This window comes from Rickettsia endosymbiont of Pantilius tunicatus (assembly GCF_964291875.1).
In the GTDB taxonomy this organism is placed as follows: domain Bacteria; phylum Pseudomonadota; class Alphaproteobacteria; order Rickettsiales; family Rickettsiaceae; genus Rickettsia.
Genome location: NZ_OZ198175.1, coordinates 1238075 through 1263873 on the forward strand (window position 1 = coordinate 1238075; position 25799 = coordinate 1263873).

A 25799-nucleotide genomic window follows, 5' to 3' on the forward strand; every position below is an offset into this window, starting at 1 on the left:
ATATGGTCGAAGAGCAAAACAATAATAGTTCTTTATCAGGAGCAGATACACCTGAAGTTCAAAAAGAATTATCAAAAGTTTCAGTGAGTTTTAATAAAAGTATCGCTATCGTAGTTGTAATTTGCGGTATTCTTATATATATTTTTTATTCTCTTTTCTTTGCTCCTAAAAAAGAAGAAATTCAAAATACTAATATACCTAGCAATATTGTTAAACCTGTTGAAGATAATTCAGATAACGTACCTGGAATACCTAAATTACCGGAGCCACCAAAGCTTGAAACACCAACTGCTCCACCTATAGTGGAAATACCGCCAGTTTTACCCCCAACTACACCAGTAGAAGCGGATAAGTCAAAAACACTTCCAGCTCCTCCTATTTCATTACCTTCAACAAACGGACCTTTAGTTGAAAGTGACGAAGAAAAGAAACGTAAACAGGCAAAAAGGACGTCATCTATTGTACTAGTTAGCGGTGTAGAACCTAAGAAAACAGCAGAACAAGTTGCTGCGGATGCAGTATTTAAAGATCGTGGTGACATGTCTTTAATCTTAGGACGCGGTAAATTAATTGAGGCAGTACTTGAAACAGCCATAAATAGCGATCTTGGTGGCGAAATAAGAGCCATTATTAGCAGAGATGTATATTCTGAAAAAGATAAAATAATATTAATACCAAAAGGATCAAAAGTGTTTGGTAAATATGCAACTTCAACTTCAGCAGATAGCTACGGTAGAGTTTCTGTAAGATGGGATAGAATAGACTTAACTAATGGCTATACTATAGCATTTGATTCCCCTGCAGTCGATAACTTAGGAAGACCTGGGGTACAAGGAAGGGTAGATAATAAATATAAGGAACAGTTTGCTAACTCAGTCTTACAGTCTGCTTTCAATATAGGAATTGCTAAAGTTCTTGATAAATTAGTACCTCCGCCTATAAACTCACAAGCTGCTGCTACTAATAGTGCTATTGCTACTCAGTTATTAAATACTGCTCAAACAATTTCCCAAAATACTAGTTTGGATCCAAATACAAGAATAGTTACAATTTGTACAAATGTTTTAGCAGCCATTACTGATAAAACATCTACTGCTTATACTACAATGACACAAGCCTGTACAACCGCCCAAGATGCTTCTTCGGCAAATACCCCTGAACAAAGGCTAGCTACATTAGTACAAGCGGTTAATACAGCTGCTTCAAGCTTGCTTACTAGTACTTCTATAGCATCAAATCCAACTCAAGCACAGCAAGCTTCTACACAAGCGTTTACAGATATTACTAATACTGTACAAAATATGATAACTCAGCAGCAATTTAAACCTACTACAACGATTAATCAAGGTACTCCGATTAAAATATACGTTAATAAGGATTATAAATTCCCTGTTACTGTTTTAACAAAATCAAAGGTAGTAAAATGAGTGATGCATTTGCTGCCTTAGAGACTTTTTTATTACCGTTTAAAGAACTATTTGCTGAAGATGGTATTAACGAGATTATGGTTAATAAACCTGGGGAAGCATGGGTTGAGAAGAAAGGTGATATATATTCTAAACAATTACCAGAGCTTGACGCGGAACATTTACTTTCGCTTGGACGTTTAGTTGCTCAATCTACTGAACAAATGATCTCAGAAGAAAAGCCTTTACTTTCAGCAACACTTCCAAATGGTTATCGTATTCAAATAGTATTCCCTCCTGCTTGCGAAATAGGACAAATCATTTATTCTATAAGAAAGCCGAGCGGCATGAATCTGACTCTAGACGAATACGCTAAAATGGGAGCTTTTGATGAAACTGCAACAGAAAGTTTAATAGATCAAGATGAAATAATTCTAAACGGATATTTAGCTGAAAAAAAGATAAAAGAATTCATCAAACATGCAGTTATTTCAAAGAAAAATATTATAATTAGCGGCGGTACTTCAACAGGTAAAACTACTTTTACTAATGCAGCACTTACTGAAATACCTCAATTGGAAAGATTAATTACAGTAGAAGATGCCCGTGAGGTTGTATTATCTAGTCACCCTAATAGAGTTCATTTGCTTGCTTCTAAAGGCGGACAAGGACGAGCAAACGTTACTACTCAAGATTTAATAGAAGCGTGTTTGCGTTTAAGACCTGATAGAATTATAGTTGGTGAGCTTCGAGGTAAAGAAGCTTTTAGTTTCCTGCGAGCTATTAATACTGGTCACCCAGGTTCTATATCAACACTTCATGCTGATAGTCCTGCTATGGCAATTGAACAACTAAAATTGATGGTAATGCAAGCTGATCTTGGTATGCCACCTGAAGAAGTAAAAAAATATATTTTAACAGTTGTAGATATTGTAGTACAATTAAAACGTGGCAGTGGCGGTAAAAGATACGTATCGGAAGTATATTATAAAAAGAATAAAAACGCCACAGGAATGGTATAGACTATAGTGTCATTGCGAGGAGATGCATAACATCAATGCGGCAATCTCATAAAAAATAAAATCAAGGATTACTAAATGGAATGGCATAACATACTCAAAGTCACTAGAAATATATTCGGTCATGCTATAATTCATCCGGTTGTTATTTTTAGTACCTTATGGATAAGTGGTGCATTTGTTGCAATCTTTACCAATGAAATCGGTGCTCTTGGAGTAGATGTAACTGCTATAAATATCGCTTATAAATGGGCTTATTGGCTTGTTAGCGTTTGGGGACAATTAAAAATCTCTGATTATAACTATTTAAAATTAAAGCTACTTGCTTCACTTCTTGGACCTGCTTTCGTCGTTATAATATTTTACATTAAAAACTTTGAGAGAATCAAATCGCTACAATTTTTTGAGCAACCTGAAAAAGTATATGGTGATGCTAGATGGGCAAGCCCTGCAGATGTTGAATCGGCTGGTCTTAGAGCTAAAAAAGGTATGCTAATCGGGGTTGATAGTGGTGGTTATTTTGTTGCTGATGGATTCCAGCACGCCTTATTATTTGCTCCTACCGGTTCTGGTAAAGGTGTAGGTTTCGTTATACCTAACTTATTGTTTTGGAATGATTCAGTAGTTGTTCATGATATAAAACTTGAAAACCATGGCTTAACGAGCGGTTGGCGTGAGAAACAAGGTCAGAAAGTCTTTGTATGGGAACCATCTAACCCAGATGGTATTACTCACTGCTATAATCCGATTGACTGGGTTAGTACTAAGCCTGGACAAATGGTTGATGACGTACAAAAAATTTCAAACCTTATCATGGCTGAAAAGGATTTTTGGAATAACGAAGCACGAAGCTTGTTCTTGGGCGTAACCTTATATTTAATAGCTGATCCTGTTAAAACCAAATCCTTTGGTGAAGTAGTGCGTACCATGAGAAGTGACGATGTAGTCTATAATCTAGCGGTCGTGCTTGATACTTTAGGCGGGATAATCCACCCTGTAGCATATATGAATATTGCAGCTTTCCTACAAAAAGCTGATAAAGAACGCTCCGGCGTTATATCTACCATGAACTCTTCACTTGAGTTATGGGCAAACCCATTAATTGACTCTGCTACTGCTTCTTCTGACTTTAACGTGCAAGAATTCAAGAAAATAAAAACAACTGTATATGTGGGTCTTACTCCTGATAACATACAACGTTTGCAGAAATTAATGCAAGTATTTTATCAGCAAGCTACAGAATTTTTAAGCCGAAAAATGCCTGATTTAAAAGAAGAACCTTATGGCGTGATGTTCTTACTTGATGAGTTCCCAACACTTGGTAAGATGGATACATTCAAAGCAGGTATTGCTTATTTCAGGGGTTATAGAGTTCGTTTATTCTTAATTATTCAAGATACACAGCAGCTAAAAGGAACATATGAAGATGCTGGTATGAACTCTTTCTTGTCTAACTCAACATATCGTATTACCTTTGCTGCTAACAACTATGAAACTGCAAATTTAATATCACAATTAGTTGGTAATAAAACTGTAGAACAAAGATCATTCAGTAAGCCTATATTTTTTGATCTTAATATTTCTACTAGAACACAAAATGTTTCTCAAGTTCAAAGGGCTTTACTTTTACCTCAAGAAGTAATACAGTTACCAAGAGACGAGCAGATTGTTTTAATAGAGTCTTTTCCTCCGATAAAATCTCGTAAGATTAAATATTTTGAGGATAAGTTTTTTACTAGTAGATTATTACCGCCGACTTTTGTACCTACTCAAGTACCTTTTGATCCGCGAGCAAATAATAACGAAACTAACGAAACTTCTAATGAGACAGAAGAGGCTGCTGTTGCTCCAGAAAACAGTGAGTAATATATACCCAAATGATTTGAGTATAATTTTCTACTCTTAAAAGAAAAGAAGTATATACTAAGATGCGTTCAGCTATTATTGATATCGGTTCAAATGCTTTAAGAGCTGTAGTTTATGAAACCGATGAGCTTGGAGCTCCTGAAATTTTTAATTATAAATTTAAAAATTATCTAACTAATCTACTTAATTTAGACAATTTAGACATAAAACATCAAACATATTTATCTCTACAATATCTTATTCATATCTTCAATAAGCTTTCCGTTACTAATATTAGATGTGTTGCAACTGCTATACTCAGAGGTCACCCTAAAGCAGAAGAATTTACAGCAATAATTAAAAAGAAGTTTAATATTGAAGTTGAAATTATCTCAGGTGAACGTGAAGCTTATTTAACTGCCGCTGGGTTAATTTCTGGAATTAGCGATGCTTCAGGTATTGTAGCTGATCTTGGGGGCGGCAGTTTAGAGATTGCACAAATTGCGGATAAAAAAGTTGGTAAGTTAAAATCGCTACCGCTTGGCACACGGATTATTGCTAATAATAATTTTGATAATCTTGGGCTTATTACTGAATTAATTGAAAAGGAATTTGGTCTTAAGCATTATCCTAATTTATATTTAATCGGTGGTGCATTACGTTTAATGAGCCGCATATATATGGAGTCTATTAATTACCCTCTTAAAAATTTACATAATTTTGAAATAAGCCGTGTAGAATTTGAGTTATATTTGGAAAAATTATCACAAATCGATAAGTTAAAGCTTAGCTATTATGAACAAAAAGCGATTAATTATAACGCTGTTTTAGTAATAAAAGCGATGATTAAAGTATTTTCTCCAGGAAAAATTATCATTTCAAATTATGGCTTAAAAGAAGGGGTAAGATTTGATTCACTACCAGATAATGAAAGAAAAAAAGATATTATTTATGAGAGAGTCAAAAGATTAGTAAAATTTGATAGGAATATATGTAAAATCGATCAATATATTGAAGCTGTAAAATATCTTCTAATCAATCCAGATAATACAACTCTAATAACTGTGGAATTAGCTATAATGCTTGCCCAGTATAATAAAAATATCGATAAAACACTTAGAGCTAATTTCGTTTCAGAATTTATTCTATCTTCAGATATTCCCTTTAGTCATAGACAAAGGCTTATGCTAGGTATTGCACTGACTGTTACTTATACTGCTAAAACTGATATGAACATTAATAAGATAGCTAAAAAAATGATCAGTAAAAGCGATTATTATAACAGCCATATTATTGGTTATTATATAAAGATTGCTAGAGAAATCGATGGTCCAGAATTTCAAGAACCCTCTTTCTTCATTAAGCTAAAAGATGACGAATTTTTACAAATTAATACTTCTATCCTCCCTAAACAAGTCTTCGAAAAAGTCCATGAGCGCTTAAAAGATATCAGAAGTGCTAGAAAGAATATAAATCAGAGCTTTAGTGATTAGTATACTCATACCGACACAGAATGATATAATATAATTTACATAAATTACTTAAAATAGTATAATACATAAAGTATGATAATTTTATTAGGTTATAGATATGGCACAAATAGTTAAAGCAACAGAAGCCGTTCGTTCATTTTCCGATATTATTAACCGTGTTTATTATAAAGGCGAAAGCTTTGATATTCAAAAAGGTAATAATATCGTTGCACAAATTACACCTGTCGAAAATAAATCTTCTGTGAAAGTAAAAAATTTAGATGAACTTTTTAAAAATGGTCCACATCTCGACCCTGAGGATGCTGAACAATTTATGAAAGATGTTGATGATGTAAGACGTAGTACTAGAATAAACATTGAGGAGTTGTATCGTAAATGGGATTAATTGTTGATGCCTCTATAATTATAGCTTTAGAAAGAGGAAAAATTAGTACTAAAGCATGGTCAAATTATGATCAAGCTTATATTAACCCTATTGTGTTAACTGAACTATTAATAGGAATAGATAGAGTTAAAGATGAAAATAAGCGTGGACAATGTTTAACTTTTATAGAATATGTAAAAAGCTTATTCACTCTACTACCTTTCGGTATTGAAGAAGCATATGTATATGCAAAAATTATAGATAATTTATATAAAGAACGCATAACTATTGGTGTTCACGATTTATTAATTGCAGCGACAGCAATAACTTATAATTATCCAATACTAACTTTAAATACAAAAGACTTTAAAAAAATTCCTGGACTAGAAGTATTAACAGTTCCACTTAAAGATTAAAATGTTTCAAAACACTAAACTATCATTTTTTCTTGCTAATTTTGAGCTAGTATTCGACTTTAGCACACAAAACCAATTAATAGCGGTAGCATTTTTGCTAATTACCTCTATTGCAAATTTATATGCGATTTCTCAAAATAGAAAACTTGAAAGCTTAGTCGGTAGTTTATATTGCCTTTCATCTCTCATTTGTTTATTTTCAGGCGATTTTCTCTCTATGATAATTTCGTTGGAATTTATGACAATTTTTGCCTGCATAATTATCTTTATAGGAAGCCATAGCGTAAAACATACTCGGCAATATTTCCTAACCCACTTATTTAGCAGCGGATTAATTCTAGTCGGAATAAGCTTATTAATAGACAAAACAGCAAATACAGCTTTTATTCCACTAACAACAGCGATATATAATTTTGAATTACCGACAATATTAATACTTGCGGGCTGCTTAATTAATGCTTCAACTATTTTCTTCAACGGATGGGTAGTTAATTGTTATCCTAAAGCCTCAAGTAGTGGGATGATTTATTTACTTAGCTTCACTACTAAAATTGCATTAATCATCATATTTAAACTATTTAGCGGTCTTGAGGTGCTTAAATTTTTTGGCTTAGCTATGATAATCTATGGTTTAACATTTGCTTTAATAGAAAAAAATCTTAGAAAGATAATATGCTACCTTACTGTTTCACAGCTTGGTTTTATTTTAGCAACCATAGGAATAAACTCCTCTAGAATCTTATATCTTATTCCGATTTTCATATTTATGCATATATTATATAACGGAATATTCGCCTTATATTTTGCTATTATAGAAGATTCAAACGATATTAAAAATTACCAAGACCTAAAAACTGCCAGATATGATCCTATTTTATCAATCGGATTTATACTTACCATATTAGTATATAGCTCTATATTTCCAATTAATTCTTCTTATATTAAATTAGAACTAGTGAATGCTTTAAACGAAAATTACATTATGATTTTCTTTAAGGTAGCAACCTGTACTATATTATTTAGCTTGGTTTTTGAGATGTTGTTGACAGTGGCACGTCATTGCGAGCGACTAAAAGGAGTGCGGCAATCTCATTTCATTATCCCGAGATTGCTTCGTCAAAACTTGCAGTTTCTCCTCGCAATGACGCCGGTTCATTTATTATACCTCTCTTCTTGCCTTATAACTCTAGCAGTATGTGCATTTTATCCTGTTCAAATTTCTGATGTAAATAACAATCAATTAACCACCTTAATTGCATTGTTCTTAGCTTTACTATTTCGCTCATCACCACGTATTTTAACAAAAAATATTAACCTTGATCTATACCGCTATATACAAAAAATTATTTACTTCTGTATTACTAAATATAAAGAAATAAAACCTAATGAAATAGACGAAGATGAATATTTTAATTATAAAGCTTTTTGGCGAGATGCTTTAAGCAAAATATATGCTTGGCATAATGGGCAAACTGCTATATTTATTATAATACTGATGTTAATTAGCCTGATTTTAATAATATAGTATAGCGGCATTGTTGCGTGGATCGAAAAACGCCCTAAGGTAGTCATACCGTGGCTTGGGAACTAGATCCAGAAAATAATAAAAAATACTAATTTTATTAGTATTTTTAACTGGATCCCGTGAATAAATCACGGGATGACAGGGAAGAATGATCCTCGCAACAATGTCTCCCGTGGCTTGACTAAAAACCCTATAACACTTATAAAAATATGAAACCACCAATTGCCGACAAACAAAACTATAATAATGATTATTACCACTGGCTGCGTGATCCCAAATGGTCAGATGTACAAGATAATAAAATCCTAGATCATTTAAAAGCTGAAAATAAATATACTGAGCATTTTTTTGCCGATTTACAAAATGATAAGGAAAAGATTTTTGAAGAATTAAAAGGACGCATTAAGCTAGATGATACATCCACATACACTAAGAAAAAGGATTATTACTATTACCATAGAGTAGAAGCAGAAAAAAACTATCCGATATATTGCCGAAAATATCAAAATATTGATGCTCCTGAAGAGATAATACTAGATGTTAACTTTTTAAATACCGGCTTTACTGATGTTAGTGAAGTTGCTATGTCGCCGGATCAAAATTTAATGGCTTGTAGTGTAGATTTCACCGGTAACGAAAAATATGACATTAAAATATATGATTTCAAAGAACAAAAATATTTAGCGGATACAGTAAAAGATGTTGCTCCTACTATAATCTGGCATGAGAAATTAAACGGCTTTTTCTATATTACTATCAATGAGAATCAACGCTGGGATAAAGTAATGTTTCATCGTTTAGGTGAGGATGCAACAAACGACAAGCTCATATTTGAAGTAAAGAATTCCGCTCATTTTGTTAGCGGTGAGAAATCGACAAGCCGAGAATATTTATTTATTAATTCAGGTGATTACAATGGAAATGAAATTTATGCAATTTCTATGCATGATGAGAGTTTTACGCCAAAACTGGTACGACCTCTTGAGAGTCGTATATTTTATGATGTAGCTCATCATGGGAATTATTTTTATATCAAAACTAATTATAAAGCTAAAAATTTCCGCATAGTCAAAGTTCCGGTCGATAACTTTCAAAATGATGATTGGCATAATGATTATATTAAAGAAGAACAAGATAAATATTTGAAAGATTTTGATATAACAGAGAATTATCTTATTTTAAATTATCGTAATAATGGCTTACCGCTTGTCAAAATAAAAAGATTTAGTGACTCTCTAGAAAAAATCGTTTCATTTCCTGATGAAAGCTTCCAAGCAAACGGCTATTCTACTAATTTCGATGAAGACGATCTACGCTTAAACTACTCTTCTCTTGCAAGACCGAGCACCACTTACAGCTATGATTTTGATAGCGATAAGCTAACAATATTAAAAGAGCAGGAAATACCATCCGGCTTTAATCCTGATGAGTATAAAGTAGAACGAATATTTGCAGATAATAATGGTATTAAGGTCCCCATCACCCTCTTTTATAAAAAATCTCTATTCAAAAAAGATGGCTCAAATCCTTTATTTTTAATGGGTTACGGGGCTTATGGTATCGCAATGCCGGTTAACTTTAGAAATATGGCAGTAACACTTAGTGATCGTGGTTTTGTTTACGCAGTTGCTCATATTAGAGGCGGTGATGACCTTGGGCATGATTGGTATAAGGCTGCTAAATTCTTAAATAAAAAAAGAACTTTCGAAGATTTTATAGCTTGTTCAGAAACTCTAATTCAAGAAAAATATACAAGTAACAATAATATAGTAATAATAGGCGGTAGTGCTGGCGGTATGTTAATTGGCTATGTTCTTAATGAAAGACCTGAACTATACAAAGTAGCCATCGCTCATGTACCATTTGTAGACGTTCTAAACACCATGCTTGATGAGACTCTGCCACTAACTCTTTTAGAATATAATGAATGGGGTAATCCAAAGGAAAAGGAATATTTTGACTATATCAAATCTTATTCACCTTATGATAATGTAAAACCGCAAAGCTACCCTGCTCTGTTCGTTACTTGTGGCATATCAGACCCACGTGTAGGATATTGGGAACCAGCAAAATGGGTAGCAAAATTACGTGAGTACAAAACTGATAATAACTTATTGTTGTTAAAAACAAATATGGATACGGGGCATAAAGGTTCTGCTGGTCGTTTCGACTATCTTAAAGAAATAGCTGAAGAGTTAGTATTTATTTTTAAGATGTTTGATGTAAGGGTTTAGTGAAAAAACGTCATTGCGAACGAATGAAATGAGCGTGGCAATCTTGTAAAGCATCCTGAGATTGCTTCGTCGAAACTTTCAGTTTCTTCTCGCAATGACAAGAAAGTTGATCCACACCACCACGGCAGGTCACTATTGAGATTAAATTAAAAATGATGCATAAAAATTATTTTGAACAAATAAAAAGGCTTCCCCTTACTTTAATTCTACTTATTAGCCTAATTTGCTCCATTGGGTTTATTGTTCTTTATTCTGCTGCAAATAGCAATCTGCAACCTTGGGCACTTAAACAAATTGTGAATTTTTGTATATTCATGCCTATAGCTATAATCATTGCTCTAATTGATTTACGGATTATCTTTAGATTATCTTATATTTTCTATTTTTGTGTACTTGCTTTATTGATTGCCGTAGAACTTTTTGGCTCAACTGCAATGGGTGGAAAAAGATGGATAGATATTGGGATAGTAAAATTGCAGCCTTCCGAACCGATAAAAATTGCTATAGTATTGATGTTAGCACGATATTTTCACTCACTAACAGTTGATGATCTTGGTAAACTTCATAAAGTAATTATACCAATTATAGGAGTTCTAGTTCCAGCCTTTTTAATAATTAGAGAACCGGATCTTGGTACAGGCATGATTACCTTAATCGTCTCTAGTATTATATTTTTTGCGGTAGGTTTTAGAATAAAATATTTTGTAATAATTGGAATTACAGCCCTTGTTAGTTTACCTATTGCTTGGAACATGTTGTATGATTACCAAAAAAAACGTGTGATGGTTTTTTTAGATCCTGAACGTGATCCGCTAGGTGCTAGTTACAACATCATACAATCTAAAATCGCTATAGGCTCAGGGGGGTTCTTTGGTCTTGGGTTAAATCAAGGCAGTCAAAGTCATTTAGATTTCTTGCCCGAACACCAAACCGATTTTATTTTTGCTACTTTCGCTGAAGAATTCGGCTTTTTAGGCGGTATGTTTTTGCTTGTGTTATATTTCACACTTATAACTCTTTCCTTATTAATTGGCGTTAACTGCCGTACTGTTTTTAGCAAATTAATGGTCATAGGTATAACCGCTACACTATTTAGTCACGTATTTATCAATATGGCTATGGTTATGGGGTTAGTACCTGTAGTAGGTGTGCCACTACCATTTATTTCTTATGGTGGTACGATGATGGCATCAATGTTAATGGGCTTTGGGCTGGTTATGAACGCTCAGGTAAATGGGCATACTAATTTAACAAATATATAAGAGTTTATTATGACTATTATAACGAGTATGTTATAATGGTCATAAATATATTGCTAATAAATGAAAAGCTAAGATTTCTAACAAAAAATAAATAAATTTGTATCAAAGGTAGAAATCGCTTTTCACCTTTGATAACAGTTATTTAAAACTTCTTTGGAAAAAGATAATACTACTTTCCCAAAAAAAGAATCCACTTTTACAACCACTTCTTCTTTTTAAAATATTTATAGGTAACGGCTATAGATATGACCATTAAAAACAAGGCTATAGGGTAGCCATAAGGCGATTGAAGTTCAGGCATCACAGTAAAATTCATGCCGTAAATACTGGCTATTAAAGTAGGTGGTAGGAAAAATATAGTCACTAATGAGAAAAGCTTAACCATGTTATTTTGCTCAATAGCAATCATACCCAATGCTGCATCTAAGGTTCTTGCGATCTCGCTAGATATAAATTGTGAAAAGTTAATTATTGAATCTACGTCACGAAACAAAGTATCTAATAAATCTTTGGATGCCTTATTTTGACTTATTTGTGGGGATTTTAAAATATACTGAATAACCATAGTAAGCGAAAATAAACATTCACGACTTTTAGAAAGTAAATCACCTTTTTGTCCTATTTTTTTTAATATTTTTTTATGATCTATCCTTAAATCATTTAAATTATTATCAAGTATCAAACGCCCATAATCATCAATATCCATACTAACAGATTGCACAACATTCGACAAACCTGTTACCATATTACGAAGTAACATAAACAACATATGCTCTGCTGTATATTTATACGTCAACTGTTTAGCAAATTTATTAATACAATCATTGAAAGAGGTTAATTCTACATAACGAACAGTTATTAAATAGGATTTATGCAAAATAAATACTATAGAATGTGTTTCCGGAAATTTCTTCTCTCTATTAATAAGCTCTGTAATAGTTAGATATAATGCATCATTTTCCGTATATAATCTTTCAGAAATCTCAATTTGTGATATATCTTTTAACGTTGGTATATCTATATTTAATGAAGTCTTTATTGCTTCTCTTTCTTCATTTGTAATATTAAATAAATCAATCCATAAAGTTGATTCATTGATAAGATACTCTTCTTTTTTTATTATAGCATTATTTTCTTTTAAATATGTGGTAATCATAACCTTAAGTAACAAATTTTATTATCAAGATTAGCAAAATTCTATTTTTAAAGCAACTTAAAGCTATTATTCATAGAAATATAGAATATATATAGTAAATTAAGTTGAGGTTTGAGTATAGGGATGATATATATAAAGGAAAATGCCAAGATCATATAGTCAAGATTTTAGAAAAAGAGTTATAGGATATGTAGAAAGAGGTAATAGCTGCAATAGCACTGCGATAAGATTTGAAATAGCAGCAAACACAGTAAGGAATTGGTATAAGAGATATAAGTCCGAAGGACATTATTTAGCAAGAAGAATAGGAGGCAAAAAAGGACGGGTAACAAGTCAAGATGTTGAGTTGTACGTGAGTTCTAATCCTAATTTCACATTATTAGAAATGGGTACGTATTTTAATATGAGTTCTGTGGGTGCGTATTATTGGTTAAAGCAACTAGGTTTTAGCTATAAAAAAAAGACTTTTCCTACTTGGAAGCAAGTCAAGAAAAGCGAGATAAGTACCAAGAGGTCATAAAAGATACACCAATAGAACATCTTGTATATATTGATGAAAGTGGTATTGAGATAAATATCTGCAAAGATAGAGGATGGGGCAAAAAAAGCGAAAAACTTATTGGTAAAAAAAGCGGTAAATATTACAACAGAACAAATATCATAGCTGGTTATGTTAATAAAGAGTGTATAGCACCGATGATATTTAATGGAACATGTAATAGACAATTATTTGAAAGTTGGGTTGGAGAATTTTTAATAAAAGAGCTAAAACCTGGACAAGTTGTAGTGATGGATAACGCTGCTTTCCATAAGTCTCAAAGGACCAAAGAACTAATAGAATCAGTAGGTTGTAGGATAATATTCTTACCACCTTACTCCCCTGATCTAAATCCAATAGAGAAATTTTGGACCAATATGAAGCGATGGATTAAAGCTACAATTACTCAATTTGATCAATTATATAATGCTTTAATTCAATTCTTTAATACGCAAACTTCAACTTAATTTACCATAATAATATAAAAAACAGTTTAAGGGAAAATGAAATGCAAGTTCTAAAACCAACAATAAATATAAGATATTGTATTTGTGCAGGGTTACTATTTATCTTATATTTTGTCATATTCACCCAATTAGGAATATCTCTAAATGGGCTTATTGTGCTTTATTTAGCTATAACAACTTTCACTATACTAGGAGTTAAAATATTTTTTCACTGGATAGAATATTCCATTGATGAATATAAAGTCTCAAAAATCAATAATTTTATTACATATGAGAGAGTAGATATTAGATATCAAGATATAAAAGAAGTAAATTTGAAAATTGGACTTTTACAACGATTTTGTAATCTTGGAACTATTTCTATGCTAAGTAATGCTACTATAGAAAAAGCCGGCATAACATTTTTCAATGTAGAAAATCCACTCGAAATATACCAAGAAATACAAAATAGAATTGATCAGTGTAAAAAAGTAAATAATTAAACTTTTTTATATTATTGAGTTACTGCTCCTAATATAGTCAATTCAGTTGGATTAGCATACAAGGAGCAAGGGTAGAGCCTATAAAAATAGGCGAGACGACAAACAACGACATAGGCTAGTTCAAATCAATTAACTATAAATGAAAAATTAGTATATTTCGGTTCAACTTTATCCTATACAATCCCCTAAAACTTCTGGTTCATCATATTGAGCCTTTTCATATCTATCCTTTATTTCCAATAATTCCGTCCACGTAGTTTTTATTTCCGGCAATTCAGTAGGAAGACTTTTTGATATTTCATTTAAAGAACTTTGATCTTGTGAAGATAACGGAAACTTTTGTATATTTTTGATTAAATTACAAAGCCCCTCAGCCCATAAATCTTCTGATGCATTGTCGGTTTTGGTAATTTTATTGCACAAAGATTTGAGATATGGAAATACTACTTTGCAAGTGTTTAAAGCTCCTGAAATAAATTGTAAATTATTAAGCCCTTTATTTATATCTACTATTTCCTTACCTACATCAACTATGGAAGATATATCGCTATTTATTATAGCTACGGCATCGTCAAGTTAAGTAACATAGTGTCAAAAAGAGTAATATTTTTAGATTTCAGGCAGCAAGAAGTCTTTGAGTAGCTTCATCCCAAATGGATTTAGCGGATGCAAATGCAATTCTTTGGTAAGGTGCTGTTTTAGTATATCTTCCAACATTTACGGCAAATATATTTCTAACTTTTCCCATCAGTGATAATGTACATTGTGCTGCATTAGGATGCTTAAAAGTTTGCGTATTAAAGAATTGAATTAAAGCATTATATAATTGATCAAATTGAGTAATTGTAGCTTTAATCCATCGCTTCATATTGGCCCAAAATTTCTCTATTGGATTTAGATCAGGGGAGTAAGGTGGTAAGAATATTATCCTACAACCTACTGATTCTATTAGTTCTTTGGTCCTTTGAGACTTATGGAAAGCAGCGTTATCCATCACTACAACTTGTCCAGGTTTTAGCTCTTTTATTAAAAATTCTCCAACCCAACTTTCAAATAATTGTCTATTACATGTTCCATTAAATATCATCGGTGCTATACACTCTTTATTAACATAACCAGCTATGATATTTGTTCTGTTGTAATATTTACCGCTTTTTTTACCAATAAGTTTTTCGCTTTTTTTGCCCCATCCTCTATCTTTGCAGATATTTATCTCAATACCACTTTCATCAATATATACAAGATGTTCTATTGGTGTATCTTTTATGACCTCTTGGTACTTATCTCGCTTTTCTTGACTTGCTTCCAAGTAGGAAAAGTCTTTTTTTTATAGCTAAAACCTAGTTGCTTTAACCAATAATACGCACCCACAGAACTCATATTAAAATACGTACCCATTTCTAATAATGTGAAATTAGGATTAGAACTCACGTACAACTCAACATCTTGACTTGTTACCCGTCCTTTTTTGCCTCCTATTCTTCTTGCTAAATAATGTCCTTCGGACTTATATCTCTTATACCAATTCCTTACTGTGTTTGCTGCTATTTCAAATCTTATCGCAGTGCTATTGCAGCTATTACCTCTTTCTACATATCCTATAACTCTTTTTCTAAAATCTTGACTATATGATCTTGGCATTTTCCTTTATATATATCATCCCTATACTCAAACCTCAACTTAATTTACTATATCAGTTGGCTTCCGCTCTCTCTTTCTGATAACATCTTGAAAATAAACTGCAAATTTGTTGCACCAAAATCTTACTGTCTCATGACTCAAAATAATACCTCGATATGCCATCTGTTCTTGAACATCTCGGTAGCTACTATTAAAACGATGATATAACCATACTGCATGGCTAATGATGCTTGCTGGAAAACGATGTCTCTTCGGAGCTTGAGTAATACGCATAATGGTGAAATTTAGAGATAAATGGTTACTGCTATTCTATAAATTATTCCATGCATTTGCTCAATACTTAATTTACATCTCTCTTAACTTGACGGTGCCGGGAATCTAGAAAAAATTAAATAAATACAATAAATATTTTAAAATTAAAAGCTTAGGTTATCTCGCTTTATGCTGGATTCCCACCCTTACTAAGAATCACATATAAGATCACCTACACTTGAATAAAATATAATTTTTTTAATAACTGTCCGGTATTATTAAAATTTTTTCGGGTAGGGTACAAAAATTTTTACAAGCTTAATACTTAAAATATTACGATATTTAGCATATTATTCGGTAATATTAATTAAAGCAACTTTAATATAGCTACTTTTTTCAAGTTCTAATAAACACTGTCCTATACGTTACGTTAATGACAGAGCCCAAGAAGTTTCTCAAAGTAAGAGTAAGTTTCTTGCAATTCATTTGATAAGCTTATGCCATTAATATTTATTTTTTCAGCTTTATCTTCTATATAAGGTATTCGTGAAACCACAAGTGATAAAATTTGTTTTGCGGGTTTACTTAAAACTTTTCCGTTATTTGCAGTTAAATTTTCCATTCAGGTGGTATAAAATTCCCTACTATATCGTAAAAAATTGTATCATTAGAAGACGCTGACAAAGAGAAAAGAGCAACTATTTTATTATAGTTCCTCCATTTTATTGAGGGAAAGCCAGCATATAAAAAATATATATAAGGTAAGGAGGTGTTAGAAAGCTGATTATAATATGGTGGGCGATGACAGACTCGAACTGCCGACCCTCTCGGTGTAAGCGAGATGCTCTACCAACTGAGCTAATCGCCCTATATTATTAACTTAAAGTTAATTAGATAAAATACAATGAAGAATAAATTTATTAAAAACTAGAATTAAAAAATAATATAATTGTTTTTATGATTTAAATTTAATTCATGGTTTTTATTTTTTTTGATAATTTACTGATTTTTCTTGATGCAGTATTTAACTTAATTATATTTTTTTTTACACCTTGCATTATCTTAGATTGTGCAATTACTAAAGCTGAATTAGCTTCTTCTTTATTACCTTGATTGATTTCATGTAAAACTTTTTTCACAAAAGTTTTTATTGCACTAGCTCTTTTTTTATTAACTAAGGTTTTTTTTACTGTTTGTCTTGCAGCTTTCTTTGCTGAAGAATGATTAGCCATTATTTAGTCCCTTTATTACTTTTAATATCTTCTTTGCTATTATCTTGAGGTATATTTCCTTTAGCATTAATATCTCTATCTACAAATTCAATATATGCGATTGGAGCTAAATCACCATAGCGAAACCCAGCTTTTACTATTCTAGTATATCCACCTGGTCTATCTTTGTATCTAGCGCCTAAAACATTTATAAGCTTCTCAATTGCTTTTTTATCTTTTATTTTTGATAGAATATTTCTTCTTGCTGCTAAGTTATTATCCTTAGCTTTAGTAACTAAAACTTCAATATAAGGTCTTAATTCTTTAGCTTTTGGCAAAGTAGTTTTTATTTGTTCATGAGTAACAAGTGATACTGCCATATTAGCAAGCATTGCTTTCCTATGGCTACTTGTTACATTTAATTTTCTACCTTTAATTTTATGTCGCATCTTTATTGTCCTTAATTATAAGAATCTTCGTAACGTTTAGATAATTCATGTATATTTTCTGGTGGCCAATCTGGTACATCCATACCAAACCTTAAACCAAATTTTGCAAGTATTTCCTTAATCTCATTTAGTGACTTCCTACCAAAATTTGGAGTTCTTAGCATATCAGCTTCAGTTCTTTTTACTAAATCACCTATATAAATTATATTATCATTTTTTAAACAGTTTGCTGATCTAACTGATAATTCCAATTCATCAACTCGTTTAAGTAAATAAGGAGAAAATGGTAATGCATCTGTCTTAACTTGTTTATCTTCTTCTTGTTCTTCGAAAGAAATAAATAATTGAAGCTGTTCTTGCAAAATACGGGCAGCTAAGCCTACTGCCATTTCAGGCAATATGTCACCATTAGTTTCAACAAACATAATTAACTTATCATAGTCAGTGACCTGTCCTATTCTTGTATTTTCTACTTTGTAAGTAACGCTTTTTACAGGATTAAATAAAGCATCTATAGCTATTTCACCAATTGGTAAATTATTATCTTCATTATTATTTGTACTAAGTGTATATCCCTTGCCAATTTTGCAAGTTAATTCCATTTCAAATTGTTTATTCTTAGCTAAATTACAAATTACATGATCAGGATTTAATATTTCTACATCATGTCCAGCTTCAATCATACCAGCTGTCACAACTCCAGGTCCTGTTGCTTTTAATCTTATAACACGCTTTTCTGCAACGTGCATTTTGATTTCTATGCCTTTAACATTCAGAATTATCTCTGAGATATCCTCTTTTACACCTGATATAGAAGAAAATTCATGCTCTATTCCAGGAATTTTTATAGAGGTGACTGCTGCTCCTTGTAGAGAAGAAAGTAAAACTCTTCTCATAGCATTACCTAAAGTCAAACCAAATCCTCTTTCTAAAGGCTCAACTATAATCTTAGATTTATTATTAGTCTCAGGGAAGCTTTCATAAGATACTTTATCTGTTTTTATTAAAGCGTTCCAGTTTTTACTTAACGATAACATTTAATACCTATGCTTCTTATACTCTTCTTCTTTTCGGTGCTTTTACTCCATTATGAGCAATTGAAGATACATCTAAAATTGATGTAACTACAAAATTCTGCCCAAATAAAGCTCTCATTGCAGATTCACGCTGAGCACCAGGTCCTCCAATTCTAATAGAAATAGTTTTCAGACCGTATTCTTTTGCTTTTTCAGCTGCTTTATCAATTGTTATCTGAGCTGCATAAGGGGTAGCTTTTTTTGCTCCTTTAAACCCATTAGCTCCAGCTGATGCAGAAGATATCGCATTACCCTGAACATCAGTAAATGTTACAATAGTATTATTAAACGATGCTCTAATATGTACCACACCTAGTGTAATAGTTTTTTTCTTTTTTTTAGCTTTAACCGTCTGATTCATTATGTTTATACTCTACTTTAACTATTATTTTACAGCTTTTTTCTTTCCGGCTATTGCAACAGCTTTACCTTTTCTAGTTCTAGCATTAGAATGAGTATTCTGACCTCTTACAGGTAGCTTACGTATATGTCTAAGCCCTTGATAACTTCTAATATCTTTCTTCTTTTTAATATTAAGCGTTACTTCTCTTCTTAAATCACCTTCAACTTTATATTCATTCTCGATAATATTACGTAAGCTTATTAGTTCTTGATCAGTAAGATCTTTAACTTTCTTATCTTCTAATATTTTTGCTTTTTTACAAATTGTTTTTGCCATAGTAGTCCCAAGACCATAAATATAAGTCAAGCTTACTACTAAACGTTTATTATCGGGAATGTTAACACTCGCAATTCTTGCCACAAATATTCTCCAAAATTTTACTGGTAACTAGAAAATAATATAAAAATCTTTACTAAAGTCAATTTATTTTTAGTACTTTCTCTATATGATCTTCTATTTGCTGTTCACTTTTATTTCCATCAATCATATAAAAATCATCATTGTTTTTATAATGCTGTATTAATGGATAAGTTTCTGTTTTAAATATATTAATTCTTTCTTTTATTACTTCTTCATTATCATCTTTTCTATATTCAAATACGCTTGATTTACAAACATCACATATTTTATCAATTTTAGGCTTTAGAAAATAATCATTATATATTTTTCCGCAATTTTTACAACTATATCTGCCTAAAATTCTTTTAATTAGTAATTCATCTGAAACATTTAAATATATTACTTTTATTTTTTCTGTAACAAATGATTCAAAAAACTTAGCTTGTTCTAAATTACGCGGATATCCATCTAATATATAACCTTTTTTATAATCAGAAGATGATAAAAAGTTTTTAATTATATGATTAACTATTTCATCAGGAATAAGCTTTCCTTGCTCAACATAACTATTAATTACCTTAGCATCTTTACTTTTGATAATTGCTCTAAATATATCGCCAATTGCTATATGTGGTAAATAAATTTTTTCAGCTATTTTTTTTCCTTGAGTTCCTTTTCCAGCACCGGGAGGACCTAAAAAAATTATTATCACTTCTAACTCATTTTTAATTTTTTAATTTTACTTTTTTCATTAAACTTTCATATTTACTACTAAATAAGTAAGTTTGAATTTGAGTCAACGTATCAAGTACTACATTTACTACAATTAAAAAACTTGTACCACCTAGAGAAAGAGAAATAACATATTTATTCATTAATAATTCAGGTATTATACATATAACACTTAAATATATACCACCTACAACAGTAAGCCTAGTAAGTATATAATCAAAATATTCAGATGTATTTTTTCCTGGTCTCTTACCAGGAATATAGGCACCGTATTTTCTTAAATTATTAGCAGTTTCCTCAGAATTAAATACTATTGCAGTATAAAAAAAGCTAAAAAACATTATCAATGCTACATATAGTAATATATATATAGGCTTTCCATGACCCAAATAATAAGTAAGCATATTCATTATTTCAGAATTACTACTTGAAAAATTAGCTAATGTAGCCGGAAATAACAAAATTGAACTAGCAAATATCGGAGGAATTACCCCAGAAGTATTTAACTTAAGTGGCATATATGTTGAATCACCGCCGTAAATTTTATTTCCTACTTGCCTTTTAGGATACTGAACTAATAATTTTCTTTGTGCTTTCTCAAAGAAAATTATTATAGATATTAATACAACTACTCCCACACAAACAGCAATTGCAACTAAAGGCGATAGTGCACCTTTTCTTGATAGTTCAAACATACTAATTATAGAACTAGGCACACCGGAAATTATACCTATAAATATAATTAAAGAAGTACCATTACCTATACCGCGCTGCGTAATCTGTTCGCCTAACCACATTAGCAGCATTGTACCTACCACTAAAGTAATTACTGTTGTAATTTTAAAGAAAAGTCCTGGTATAATTACTACAGGTCCAGTATTTGTTACAATTGACTCTAAACTTACCGCAACACCATAAGCTTGAAGTGAAGCAAGCAAGACTGTTAAATATCTAGATAATTGATTTATTTTCCTTTTACCAGCTTCTCCTTCTTTTTTTAAATTTTCTAAAGGCTTATATGCTACAGACATTAGTTGGATAATTATTGATGCTGTTATATATGGCATAATCGCTAAAGCAAAAATAGACATTCTGCCTAGTGAACCACCTGACAACATATTAAACATACCAAGTATCCCTGACTGGTTTTTTTCAGCAATACTACCTAAGGCAATAGCATCTATACCTGCAATAGGTATAAACGAACCAAATCTGCATATTATAAGAACAAAAATAGTAAAAATAATACGATTAATTAAATCATTGCTAGATTTTTTAGAGAAATTTTGGTTCATAAATTATAATAATTTTCCGCCTGCTTTTTCAACTATTTCTTTAGCTTTAGAGGAATAAGCATCCAATTTAAACGACAAAGGATAGTTGAAATCATCACTACAAATAGATAATAATTTTATTAACTTTTTATTACTTTTATTAATTAAACCAATTTCTATTAACTTTTCCTTGGTAATAACATCAGTTGGATTTAAACGCTCTTCTGCTAGTGCTGCTTCAATATTATAAATATTAATAACATTATATTTTTTAGATGAGATACAATTAAAGCCTCTCTTAGGTAGCCTTTTAATCATCGGAGTTTGACCACCTTCAAAACCTTTTATTGCAACACCTGCTCTAGATTTTTGACCTTTAACACCTCTTCCAGCAGTTTTTCCTTTTCCACTACCAATACCACGTGCTACTCTTTTCTTATTTTTTTTAGCACCTATATTATTATATAATTCATTTAATTTCATTGAAAAACTCTAATTACACATTTTCTATTTTTAATAAATGCCCTACTTTTTTGAGCATACCTTGAACTGAATCAGTATTTTTAAGAACAACAGATTTATTAATTTTATTTAAACCAAGTCCAATTAATGTTAATTTTTGATCATATTTACGACCTATACTGCTTTTAACTTGAGTAACTTTTACATCATTAACTAAATTTTTATTATTCATAGCGTATACATCTTACCTTAAAATATTATTCATTAACTTGGATATCAGAAGATTTTATAAAAATTTCATTCATTTTTTTATCTCTTCTTGCCGCAATAGATTTCGGTGACGAAAGTTTTTTTAATGCATCAAACGTTGCAGCTATCATTGTATAAACGTTTGTGGACCCTATCGACTTAGCAACAATATCATGAACCCCTAAAGAATCAAAAATTGCTCTCATAGACCCACCAGCTATAACGCCTGTACCTGCTTTAGCTCTTCTTAAAATCACTTTAGCTGCTCCACTTCTGCCTGTAACATCGTGATGAATTGTTCTATTTTGATATAAAGACACTTTCATCATTTTCTTTTTAGCAGCTTGTTTTGCTTTTTCTCTAGCTTCGTTTACTTCTTTTGCTTTACCGTGACCTGCTCCAACTCTTCCAGCTTTATCACCAACTACTACATAAGCAGAAAAAGCAAATCTTCTACCACCTTTTACTACTTTTGTAACTCTATTTACATCAACTAAAACTTCACTTAAAGCTTCTTCGTTTTTTCTAACTTTAGACATATTTTAAACCTTAACCTAAAATCTTATTTTTTTTCTAGCAGCATCAGCAAGAGCCTTTACAACACCATGATACTTATATCCGCTTCTATCAAACACTACCTCTTCTACACCACAAGATACAGCTTTTTCAGCTATTAATTCACCTATTTTTGTAGCATTTTCAACATTACAATGAGATTTTTTTAATTTTTTAATCTTTTCATCTAAAGTTGAAGCAGAAGCAATTGTTACTGATTTAGTATCATCAATGATCTGTGCATAGATATGTCTACCTGATTTAAATATTGACAACCTAGCTCTGTTAGCTGTTTTAGCTATTTTATGTCTTATTCTACTTCTTCTCTTTTCAAATTTTAGCTTAGCACTACGCATATTTAACTCTTAAATTAATTTTTCTTACCTTCTTTGCGTGGTATAAATTGATCTTCAAATTTAATTCCTTTTCCTTTATAAGGTTCAGGTTGTCTTTGTTTTATAATAATTGAAGCAAATTGACCTAATTTTTCCTTATCTGTACCTTCAAGAATAATTATATTCTGCTTAGGTACTTCAACTTTAATATGTGAAGGTATTTCGATTTTTGTATTGTGACTTTTAGCAAGCATCAGATTTAAATACTTGCCTTTCATCATTGCTCTATACCCTACGCCATTAATTTCAAGCTTTAACTTAAAGCCTTCTTTAACTCCGGTAACCATATTTGATATTATACTTCTAGCTGTACCCCACATAGCACGTGCAGTTTTACTTGAAGATAATGGCTTTACTAAAAGCTTATTCTCTGCTAATGAAATTCCTATACTACCTTTAAAGCTTTTTGATAACTCACCTTTAGGTCCTGATATTTTTACTTCTAAATCATTTAACCCGACTTTTACACCTTCAGGTATAATAATCGGTAACTTTCCAACGCGTGACATTTTTTTACCTTAAAATACTTTACAAATTACTTCACCACCAACATTTTTAATATGAGCTTCTCTATCGGACATAACACCATAAGGAGTAGATAGAATATATATTCCCATATTATTGTAGTATCCTTTTAAGTCCTTAATTGCAGAATACACTCTTTTACCTGGCTTTGATACTCTATGAATTTCACGTATAGAAGCATCACCATTAGCAGAATATTTTAAGGTTACCTCAGTATAGCTAATGTTATCTTTTGGAGTACTTGTATAATTTTTTATATAACCTTCTTTTTGAAGCACTTCTAAAATTGAAGTTTTAATTTTAGAACTAGGAAAAGAAACATTTATTAGTTTACTTTTATAAGCATTTCTAATTCTAGTTAACATATCTGCTACATTATCTGTCATTGACATATTTATTCACCTATTATTTTTACCAACTTGACTTAATTATCCCTGGAACTAAACCCCTACCACTTAATTCTCTGAGTTTATTTCTTGATATGCCAAATTTTCTTATAACCCCTCTTGGTCTACCTGTAAGCTCACATCTATTTCTAATTCTAGTGGCTGATGAATTTCTAGATAATTGTGCTAATGACATTACCAAAGAAAAACGCTCTTCTAATGAAATATTCTTATCGTAGATTTTATTTTTTAATTTCTCACGCTTATTATGTAAGCTTTGTGATAATTTCTTTCTTTTTTCATTCTTTTTTATAGAACTTACTTTTGCCATTATATACCTTAAACTTAATTATAAAAAGGTAAATTAAATCCCAATAACAAGGATTTACCTTCTTTATCTGTTTTAGCAGATGTAACGATTGTAATATCCATTCCTCTTATAGTATCAATTTTATCGTAATTAATCTCAGGAAAAACTATTTGCTCCTTTAGTCCGAAAGTAAAATTACCTTTACCATCAAAACTTTTGTAAGAAAAACCACGAAACTCTTTAACACGAGGTAATGCAACAATTACTAGCCTTTCTAAGAAATCATACATTCTATCTTTACGTAAAGTAACTTTGCAACCTATTTTCATACCATCACGTAACTTAAATGTTGCAATAGATTTTCTTGCTAGAGTTACAACAGGTTTTTGACCGGAGATTAAAGTTAAATCATTTACCGCTTTATCAATCACTTTTGAATCAGCTATTGCTTCCCCTACACCCATATTTATGACAATTTTTTCAATAGCTGGGATTTCATGTTTATTTTTATAAGAAAATTCCTTTTGCAAATTGCTAATAATTTCCTTTTGATATAATTCTTTAAATCTTAACATTATTTGCCTTCCTTACCAATAATTTCTCCAGATTTTTTTGCTATTCTAACTTTAGAACCATCTTCTAAAAATTTAAAAGCTACCTTAGTAGGATTACCAGTTTTAGGATCAACATGTGCAACATTTGAAATATCTATAGGTAATTCCTTAGTTATTATGCCACCTTCGCTTACTTGGGTAGGTTTAGTATGTTTTTTAACTAAATTTATTCCTGAAACAACTATTTTATTTTTTTCGGGAAAAACCTTTAATATTTTTCCTTTTTTCCCTTTATATTTGCCAGTAATAACAATAACTTCATCACCTTTTTTTACTTTTAATTTTATCATTTATAACACTTCCTCTGCGAGCGACATAATTCTAACATATTTTTTGGCTCTAAGTTCTCTTGTCACAGGACCAAAAACTCTAGTACCTATAGGCTCATCTTGTTTGTTTAAAAGTACTAATGCGTTTTTGTCAAACTTTATTGTACTACCATCAGCTCTTACAACTCCTGTTTTTGTACGAACAATAACGCCTTTATAAACGTCACCTTTTTTAACTTTACCACCAGGTATAGCTTCCTTAATAGATACAACTATAACATCGCCTAGCTTTGCTACCATATGATGGGAGCCACCTAGAACTTTAATACACATAACTTTTTTGGCACCGGAATTGTCTGCCACTTCCAAAATGCTTTGCATTTGAATCATATATCACTTCCAATTTTATTCACGAAAGATAAAATAAACAATTTTCCTAATAAAGTCAAA

Annotated in this window: 34 protein-coding genes, 1 tRNA gene and 1 pseudogene; 12 read left to right on the forward strand and 24 right to left on the reverse strand. The window is 31.3% G+C overall.

Annotated features, from left to right (window positions below; translation table 11 throughout):
* Nucleotides 1–2 precede the first annotated feature (2 nt).
* From ACICQC_RS07205 to rodA, 9 genes are all read left to right on the forward strand, one after another.
* On the forward strand, nucleotides 3–1427 hold the full coding sequence (locus ACICQC_RS07205; RefSeq protein ID WP_395476518.1) for a TrbI/VirB10 family protein: 1425 nt from the start codon (nucleotides 3–5) through the stop codon (nucleotides 1425–1427).
* Nucleotides 1424–2428 (forward strand): P-type DNA transfer ATPase VirB11, encoded by a 1005-nt coding sequence (gene virB11, locus ACICQC_RS07210; protein ID WP_395476519.1) that lies wholly within the window; start codon nucleotides 1424–1426, stop codon nucleotides 2426–2428. The genes ACICQC_RS07205 and virB11 overlap by 4 nt, the downstream gene beginning before the upstream one ends.
* Nucleotides 2429–2503: 75 nt before the next feature.
* Nucleotides 2504–4291, forward strand: coding sequence for a type IV secretory system conjugative DNA transfer family protein (locus ACICQC_RS07215; protein ID WP_395476520.1), 1788 nt, complete (start codon nucleotides 2504–2506; stop codon nucleotides 4289–4291).
* A gap of 62 nt (nucleotides 4292–4353) precedes the next feature.
* Complete coding sequence (locus ACICQC_RS07220) at nucleotides 4354–5763, forward strand: Ppx/GppA family phosphatase (RefSeq protein ID WP_395476521.1); 1410 nt, start codon at nucleotides 4354–4356, stop codon at nucleotides 5761–5763.
* A 97-nt stretch (nucleotides 5764–5860) separates the two neighbouring features.
* The gene (gene vapB / locus ACICQC_RS07225) at nucleotides 5861–6148 is read left to right on the forward strand and encodes a type II toxin-antitoxin system antitoxin VapB (RefSeq protein WP_011477679.1); all 288 of its coding nucleotides are present in this window, start codon (nucleotides 5861–5863) and stop codon (nucleotides 6146–6148) included.
* Complete coding sequence (vapC, locus tag ACICQC_RS07230; protein ID WP_395476522.1) at nucleotides 6139–6543, forward strand: ribonuclease VapC; 405 nt, start codon at nucleotides 6139–6141, stop codon at nucleotides 6541–6543. Before vapB ends, vapC begins: the two co-directional genes overlap by 10 nt.
* 1 nt (nucleotide 6544) lies before the next feature.
* Complete coding sequence (locus ACICQC_RS07235) at nucleotides 6545–8068, forward strand: proton-conducting transporter membrane subunit (protein ID WP_395476523.1); 1524 nt, start codon at nucleotides 6545–6547, stop codon at nucleotides 8066–8068.
* 209 nt (nucleotides 8069–8277) lie between these two features.
* Nucleotides 8278–10302: a S9 family peptidase gene (locus ACICQC_RS07240; RefSeq protein WP_395476524.1), complete on the forward strand. Its 2025-nt coding sequence runs from the start codon at nucleotides 8278–8280 to the stop codon at nucleotides 10300–10302.
* A 155-nt stretch (nucleotides 10303–10457) separates the two neighbouring features.
* Nucleotides 10458–11564, forward strand: a complete 1107-nt coding sequence (gene rodA, locus ACICQC_RS07245; RefSeq protein ID WP_395477684.1) for a rod shape-determining protein RodA — start codon at nucleotides 10458–10460, stop codon at nucleotides 11562–11564.
* Between the two features lie 196 nt (nucleotides 11565–11760).
* Here the strand turns inward: rodA and ACICQC_RS07250 are convergent, their stop codons facing one another.
* Nucleotides 11761–12720: a magnesium transporter CorA family protein gene (locus ACICQC_RS07250; protein WP_395476525.1), complete on the reverse strand. Its 960-nt coding sequence runs from the start codon at nucleotides 12718–12720 to the stop codon at nucleotides 11761–11763.
* 142 nt (nucleotides 12721–12862) lie between these two features.
* Between ACICQC_RS07250 and ACICQC_RS07255 the strand changes: the two genes are divergently transcribed.
* From ACICQC_RS07255 to ACICQC_RS07265, 3 genes are read left to right on the forward strand one after another with little or no spacing between them, the layout of a single operon-like run.
* Nucleotides 12863–13240 carry an IS630 transposase-related protein gene (locus tag ACICQC_RS07255; protein ID WP_395476240.1) on the forward strand — a complete coding sequence of 126 codons (378 nt, stop codon included), beginning with the start codon at nucleotides 12863–12865 and terminating at the stop codon, nucleotides 13238–13240.
* Entirely contained in the window at nucleotides 13195–13725 is a 531-nt protein-coding gene (locus ACICQC_RS07260; protein ID WP_395476334.1) for an IS630 family transposase, read from the forward strand. The genes ACICQC_RS07255 and ACICQC_RS07260 overlap by 46 nt, the downstream gene beginning before the upstream one ends.
* A 41-nt stretch (nucleotides 13726–13766) precedes the next feature.
* Nucleotides 13767–14207, forward strand: coding sequence for a PH domain-containing protein (locus ACICQC_RS07265; RefSeq protein ID WP_395476526.1), 441 nt, complete (start codon nucleotides 13767–13769; stop codon nucleotides 14205–14207).
* 168 nt (nucleotides 14208–14375) lie between these two features.
* On the opposite strand, the gene ACICQC_RS07270 is transcribed toward ACICQC_RS07265, so the two are convergent.
* The 23 genes and pseudogenes from ACICQC_RS07270 to rplN form a co-directional block, all read right to left on the reverse strand.
* The gene (locus ACICQC_RS07270) at nucleotides 14376–14630 is read right to left on the reverse strand and encodes a hypothetical protein (protein ID WP_395476527.1); all 255 of its coding nucleotides are present in this window, start codon (nucleotides 14628–14630) and stop codon (nucleotides 14376–14378) included.
* A gap of 193 nt (nucleotides 14631–14823) precedes the next feature.
* A complete protein-coding gene (locus ACICQC_RS07275; protein WP_395476528.1) occupies nucleotides 14824–15516 on the reverse strand; it encodes an IS630 family transposase in 693 nt (230 codons plus the stop codon).
* Entirely contained in the window at nucleotides 15471–15848 is a 378-nt protein-coding gene (locus ACICQC_RS07280; RefSeq protein WP_395476240.1) for an IS630 transposase-related protein, read from the reverse strand. Before ACICQC_RS07280 ends, ACICQC_RS07275 begins: the two co-directional genes overlap by 46 nt.
* 66 nt (nucleotides 15849–15914) lie before the next feature.
* Nucleotides 15915–16121, reverse strand: a pseudogene (locus ACICQC_RS07285) (IS6 family transposase); the annotation flags it as partial.
* 409 nt (nucleotides 16122–16530) lie between these two features.
* Nucleotides 16531–16722 (reverse strand): hypothetical protein, encoded by a 192-nt coding sequence (locus ACICQC_RS07290; protein ID WP_395476529.1) that lies wholly within the window; start codon nucleotides 16720–16722, stop codon nucleotides 16531–16533.
* A gap of 170 nt (nucleotides 16723–16892) precedes the next feature.
* Nucleotides 16893–16968: transfer RNA gene (locus ACICQC_RS07295), tRNA-Val, on the reverse strand.
* Nucleotides 16969–17068: 100 nt separating this feature from the next.
* Entirely contained in the window at nucleotides 17069–17332 is a 264-nt protein-coding gene (gene rpsT / locus ACICQC_RS07300) for a 30S ribosomal protein S20 (protein WP_016948257.1), read from the reverse strand.
* On the reverse strand, nucleotides 17332–17760 hold the full coding sequence (gene rplQ, locus ACICQC_RS07305; RefSeq protein WP_395476530.1) for a 50S ribosomal protein L17: 429 nt from the start codon (nucleotides 17758–17760) through the stop codon (nucleotides 17332–17334). The genes rpsT and rplQ overlap by 1 nt, the downstream gene beginning before the upstream one ends.
* Nucleotides 17761–17771: 11 nt before the next feature.
* Nucleotides 17772–18797 (reverse strand): DNA-directed RNA polymerase subunit alpha, encoded by a 1026-nt coding sequence (locus ACICQC_RS07310; protein WP_395476531.1) that lies wholly within the window; start codon nucleotides 18795–18797, stop codon nucleotides 17772–17774.
* A 16-nt stretch (nucleotides 18798–18813) separates the two neighbouring features.
* On the reverse strand, nucleotides 18814–19197 hold the full coding sequence (gene rpsK / locus ACICQC_RS07315; RefSeq protein WP_011477698.1) for a 30S ribosomal protein S11: 384 nt from the start codon (nucleotides 19195–19197) through the stop codon (nucleotides 18814–18816).
* A gap of 24 nt (nucleotides 19198–19221) precedes the next feature.
* The gene (gene rpsM, locus ACICQC_RS07320) at nucleotides 19222–19599 is read right to left on the reverse strand and encodes a 30S ribosomal protein S13 (RefSeq protein ID WP_011477699.1); all 378 of its coding nucleotides are present in this window, start codon (nucleotides 19597–19599) and stop codon (nucleotides 19222–19224) included.
* 58 nt (nucleotides 19600–19657) lie between these two features.
* Nucleotides 19658–20290 carry an adenylate kinase gene (locus ACICQC_RS07325; RefSeq protein WP_395476532.1) on the reverse strand — a complete coding sequence of 211 codons (633 nt, stop codon included), beginning with the start codon at nucleotides 20288–20290 and terminating at the stop codon, nucleotides 19658–19660.
* A gap of 13 nt (nucleotides 20291–20303) precedes the next feature.
* On the reverse strand, nucleotides 20304–21605 hold the full coding sequence (secY, locus tag ACICQC_RS07330; protein WP_395476533.1) for a preprotein translocase subunit SecY: 1302 nt from the start codon (nucleotides 21603–21605) through the stop codon (nucleotides 20304–20306).
* A gap of 3 nt (nucleotides 21606–21608) precedes the next feature.
* Nucleotides 21609–22067, reverse strand: a complete 459-nt coding sequence (rplO, locus tag ACICQC_RS07335; protein WP_395476534.1) for a 50S ribosomal protein L15 — start codon at nucleotides 22065–22067, stop codon at nucleotides 21609–21611.
* A 13-nt stretch (nucleotides 22068–22080) separates the two neighbouring features.
* Complete coding sequence (gene rpmD, locus ACICQC_RS07340) at nucleotides 22081–22278, reverse strand: 50S ribosomal protein L30 (RefSeq protein WP_395476535.1); 198 nt, start codon at nucleotides 22276–22278, stop codon at nucleotides 22081–22083.
* A gap of 25 nt (nucleotides 22279–22303) precedes the next feature.
* A complete protein-coding gene (gene rpsE, locus ACICQC_RS07345; RefSeq protein WP_395476536.1) occupies nucleotides 22304–22834 on the reverse strand; it encodes a 30S ribosomal protein S5 in 531 nt (176 codons plus the stop codon).
* A 15-nt stretch (nucleotides 22835–22849) separates the two neighbouring features.
* Nucleotides 22850–23206, reverse strand: coding sequence for a 50S ribosomal protein L18 (rplR, locus tag ACICQC_RS07350; RefSeq protein WP_011477705.1), 357 nt, complete (start codon nucleotides 23204–23206; stop codon nucleotides 22850–22852).
* Between the two features lie 14 nt (nucleotides 23207–23220).
* On the reverse strand, nucleotides 23221–23754 hold the full coding sequence (rplF, locus tag ACICQC_RS07355; protein WP_395476537.1) for a 50S ribosomal protein L6: 534 nt from the start codon (nucleotides 23752–23754) through the stop codon (nucleotides 23221–23223).
* 9 nt (nucleotides 23755–23763) lie between these two features.
* Complete coding sequence (gene rpsH / locus ACICQC_RS07360; RefSeq protein WP_395476538.1) at nucleotides 23764–24162, reverse strand: 30S ribosomal protein S8; 399 nt, start codon at nucleotides 24160–24162, stop codon at nucleotides 23764–23766.
* A gap of 19 nt (nucleotides 24163–24181) precedes the next feature.
* A complete protein-coding gene (gene rpsN, locus ACICQC_RS07365) occupies nucleotides 24182–24487 on the reverse strand; it encodes a 30S ribosomal protein S14 (RefSeq protein WP_011477708.1) in 306 nt (101 codons plus the stop codon).
* A gap of 14 nt (nucleotides 24488–24501) precedes the next feature.
* Nucleotides 24502–25041, reverse strand: coding sequence for a 50S ribosomal protein L5 (gene rplE / locus ACICQC_RS07370; protein WP_395476539.1), 540 nt, complete (start codon nucleotides 25039–25041; stop codon nucleotides 24502–24504).
* The gene (gene rplX, locus ACICQC_RS07375) at nucleotides 25041–25370 is read right to left on the reverse strand and encodes a 50S ribosomal protein L24 (RefSeq protein WP_016948268.1); all 330 of its coding nucleotides are present in this window, start codon (nucleotides 25368–25370) and stop codon (nucleotides 25041–25043) included. Before rplX ends, rplE begins: the two co-directional genes overlap by 1 nt.
* Complete coding sequence (rplN, locus tag ACICQC_RS07380; protein ID WP_011477711.1) at nucleotides 25371–25739, reverse strand: 50S ribosomal protein L14; 369 nt, start codon at nucleotides 25737–25739, stop codon at nucleotides 25371–25373. It lies immediately after the preceding gene.
* Between the last annotated feature and the right edge of the window lie 60 nt (nucleotides 25740–25799).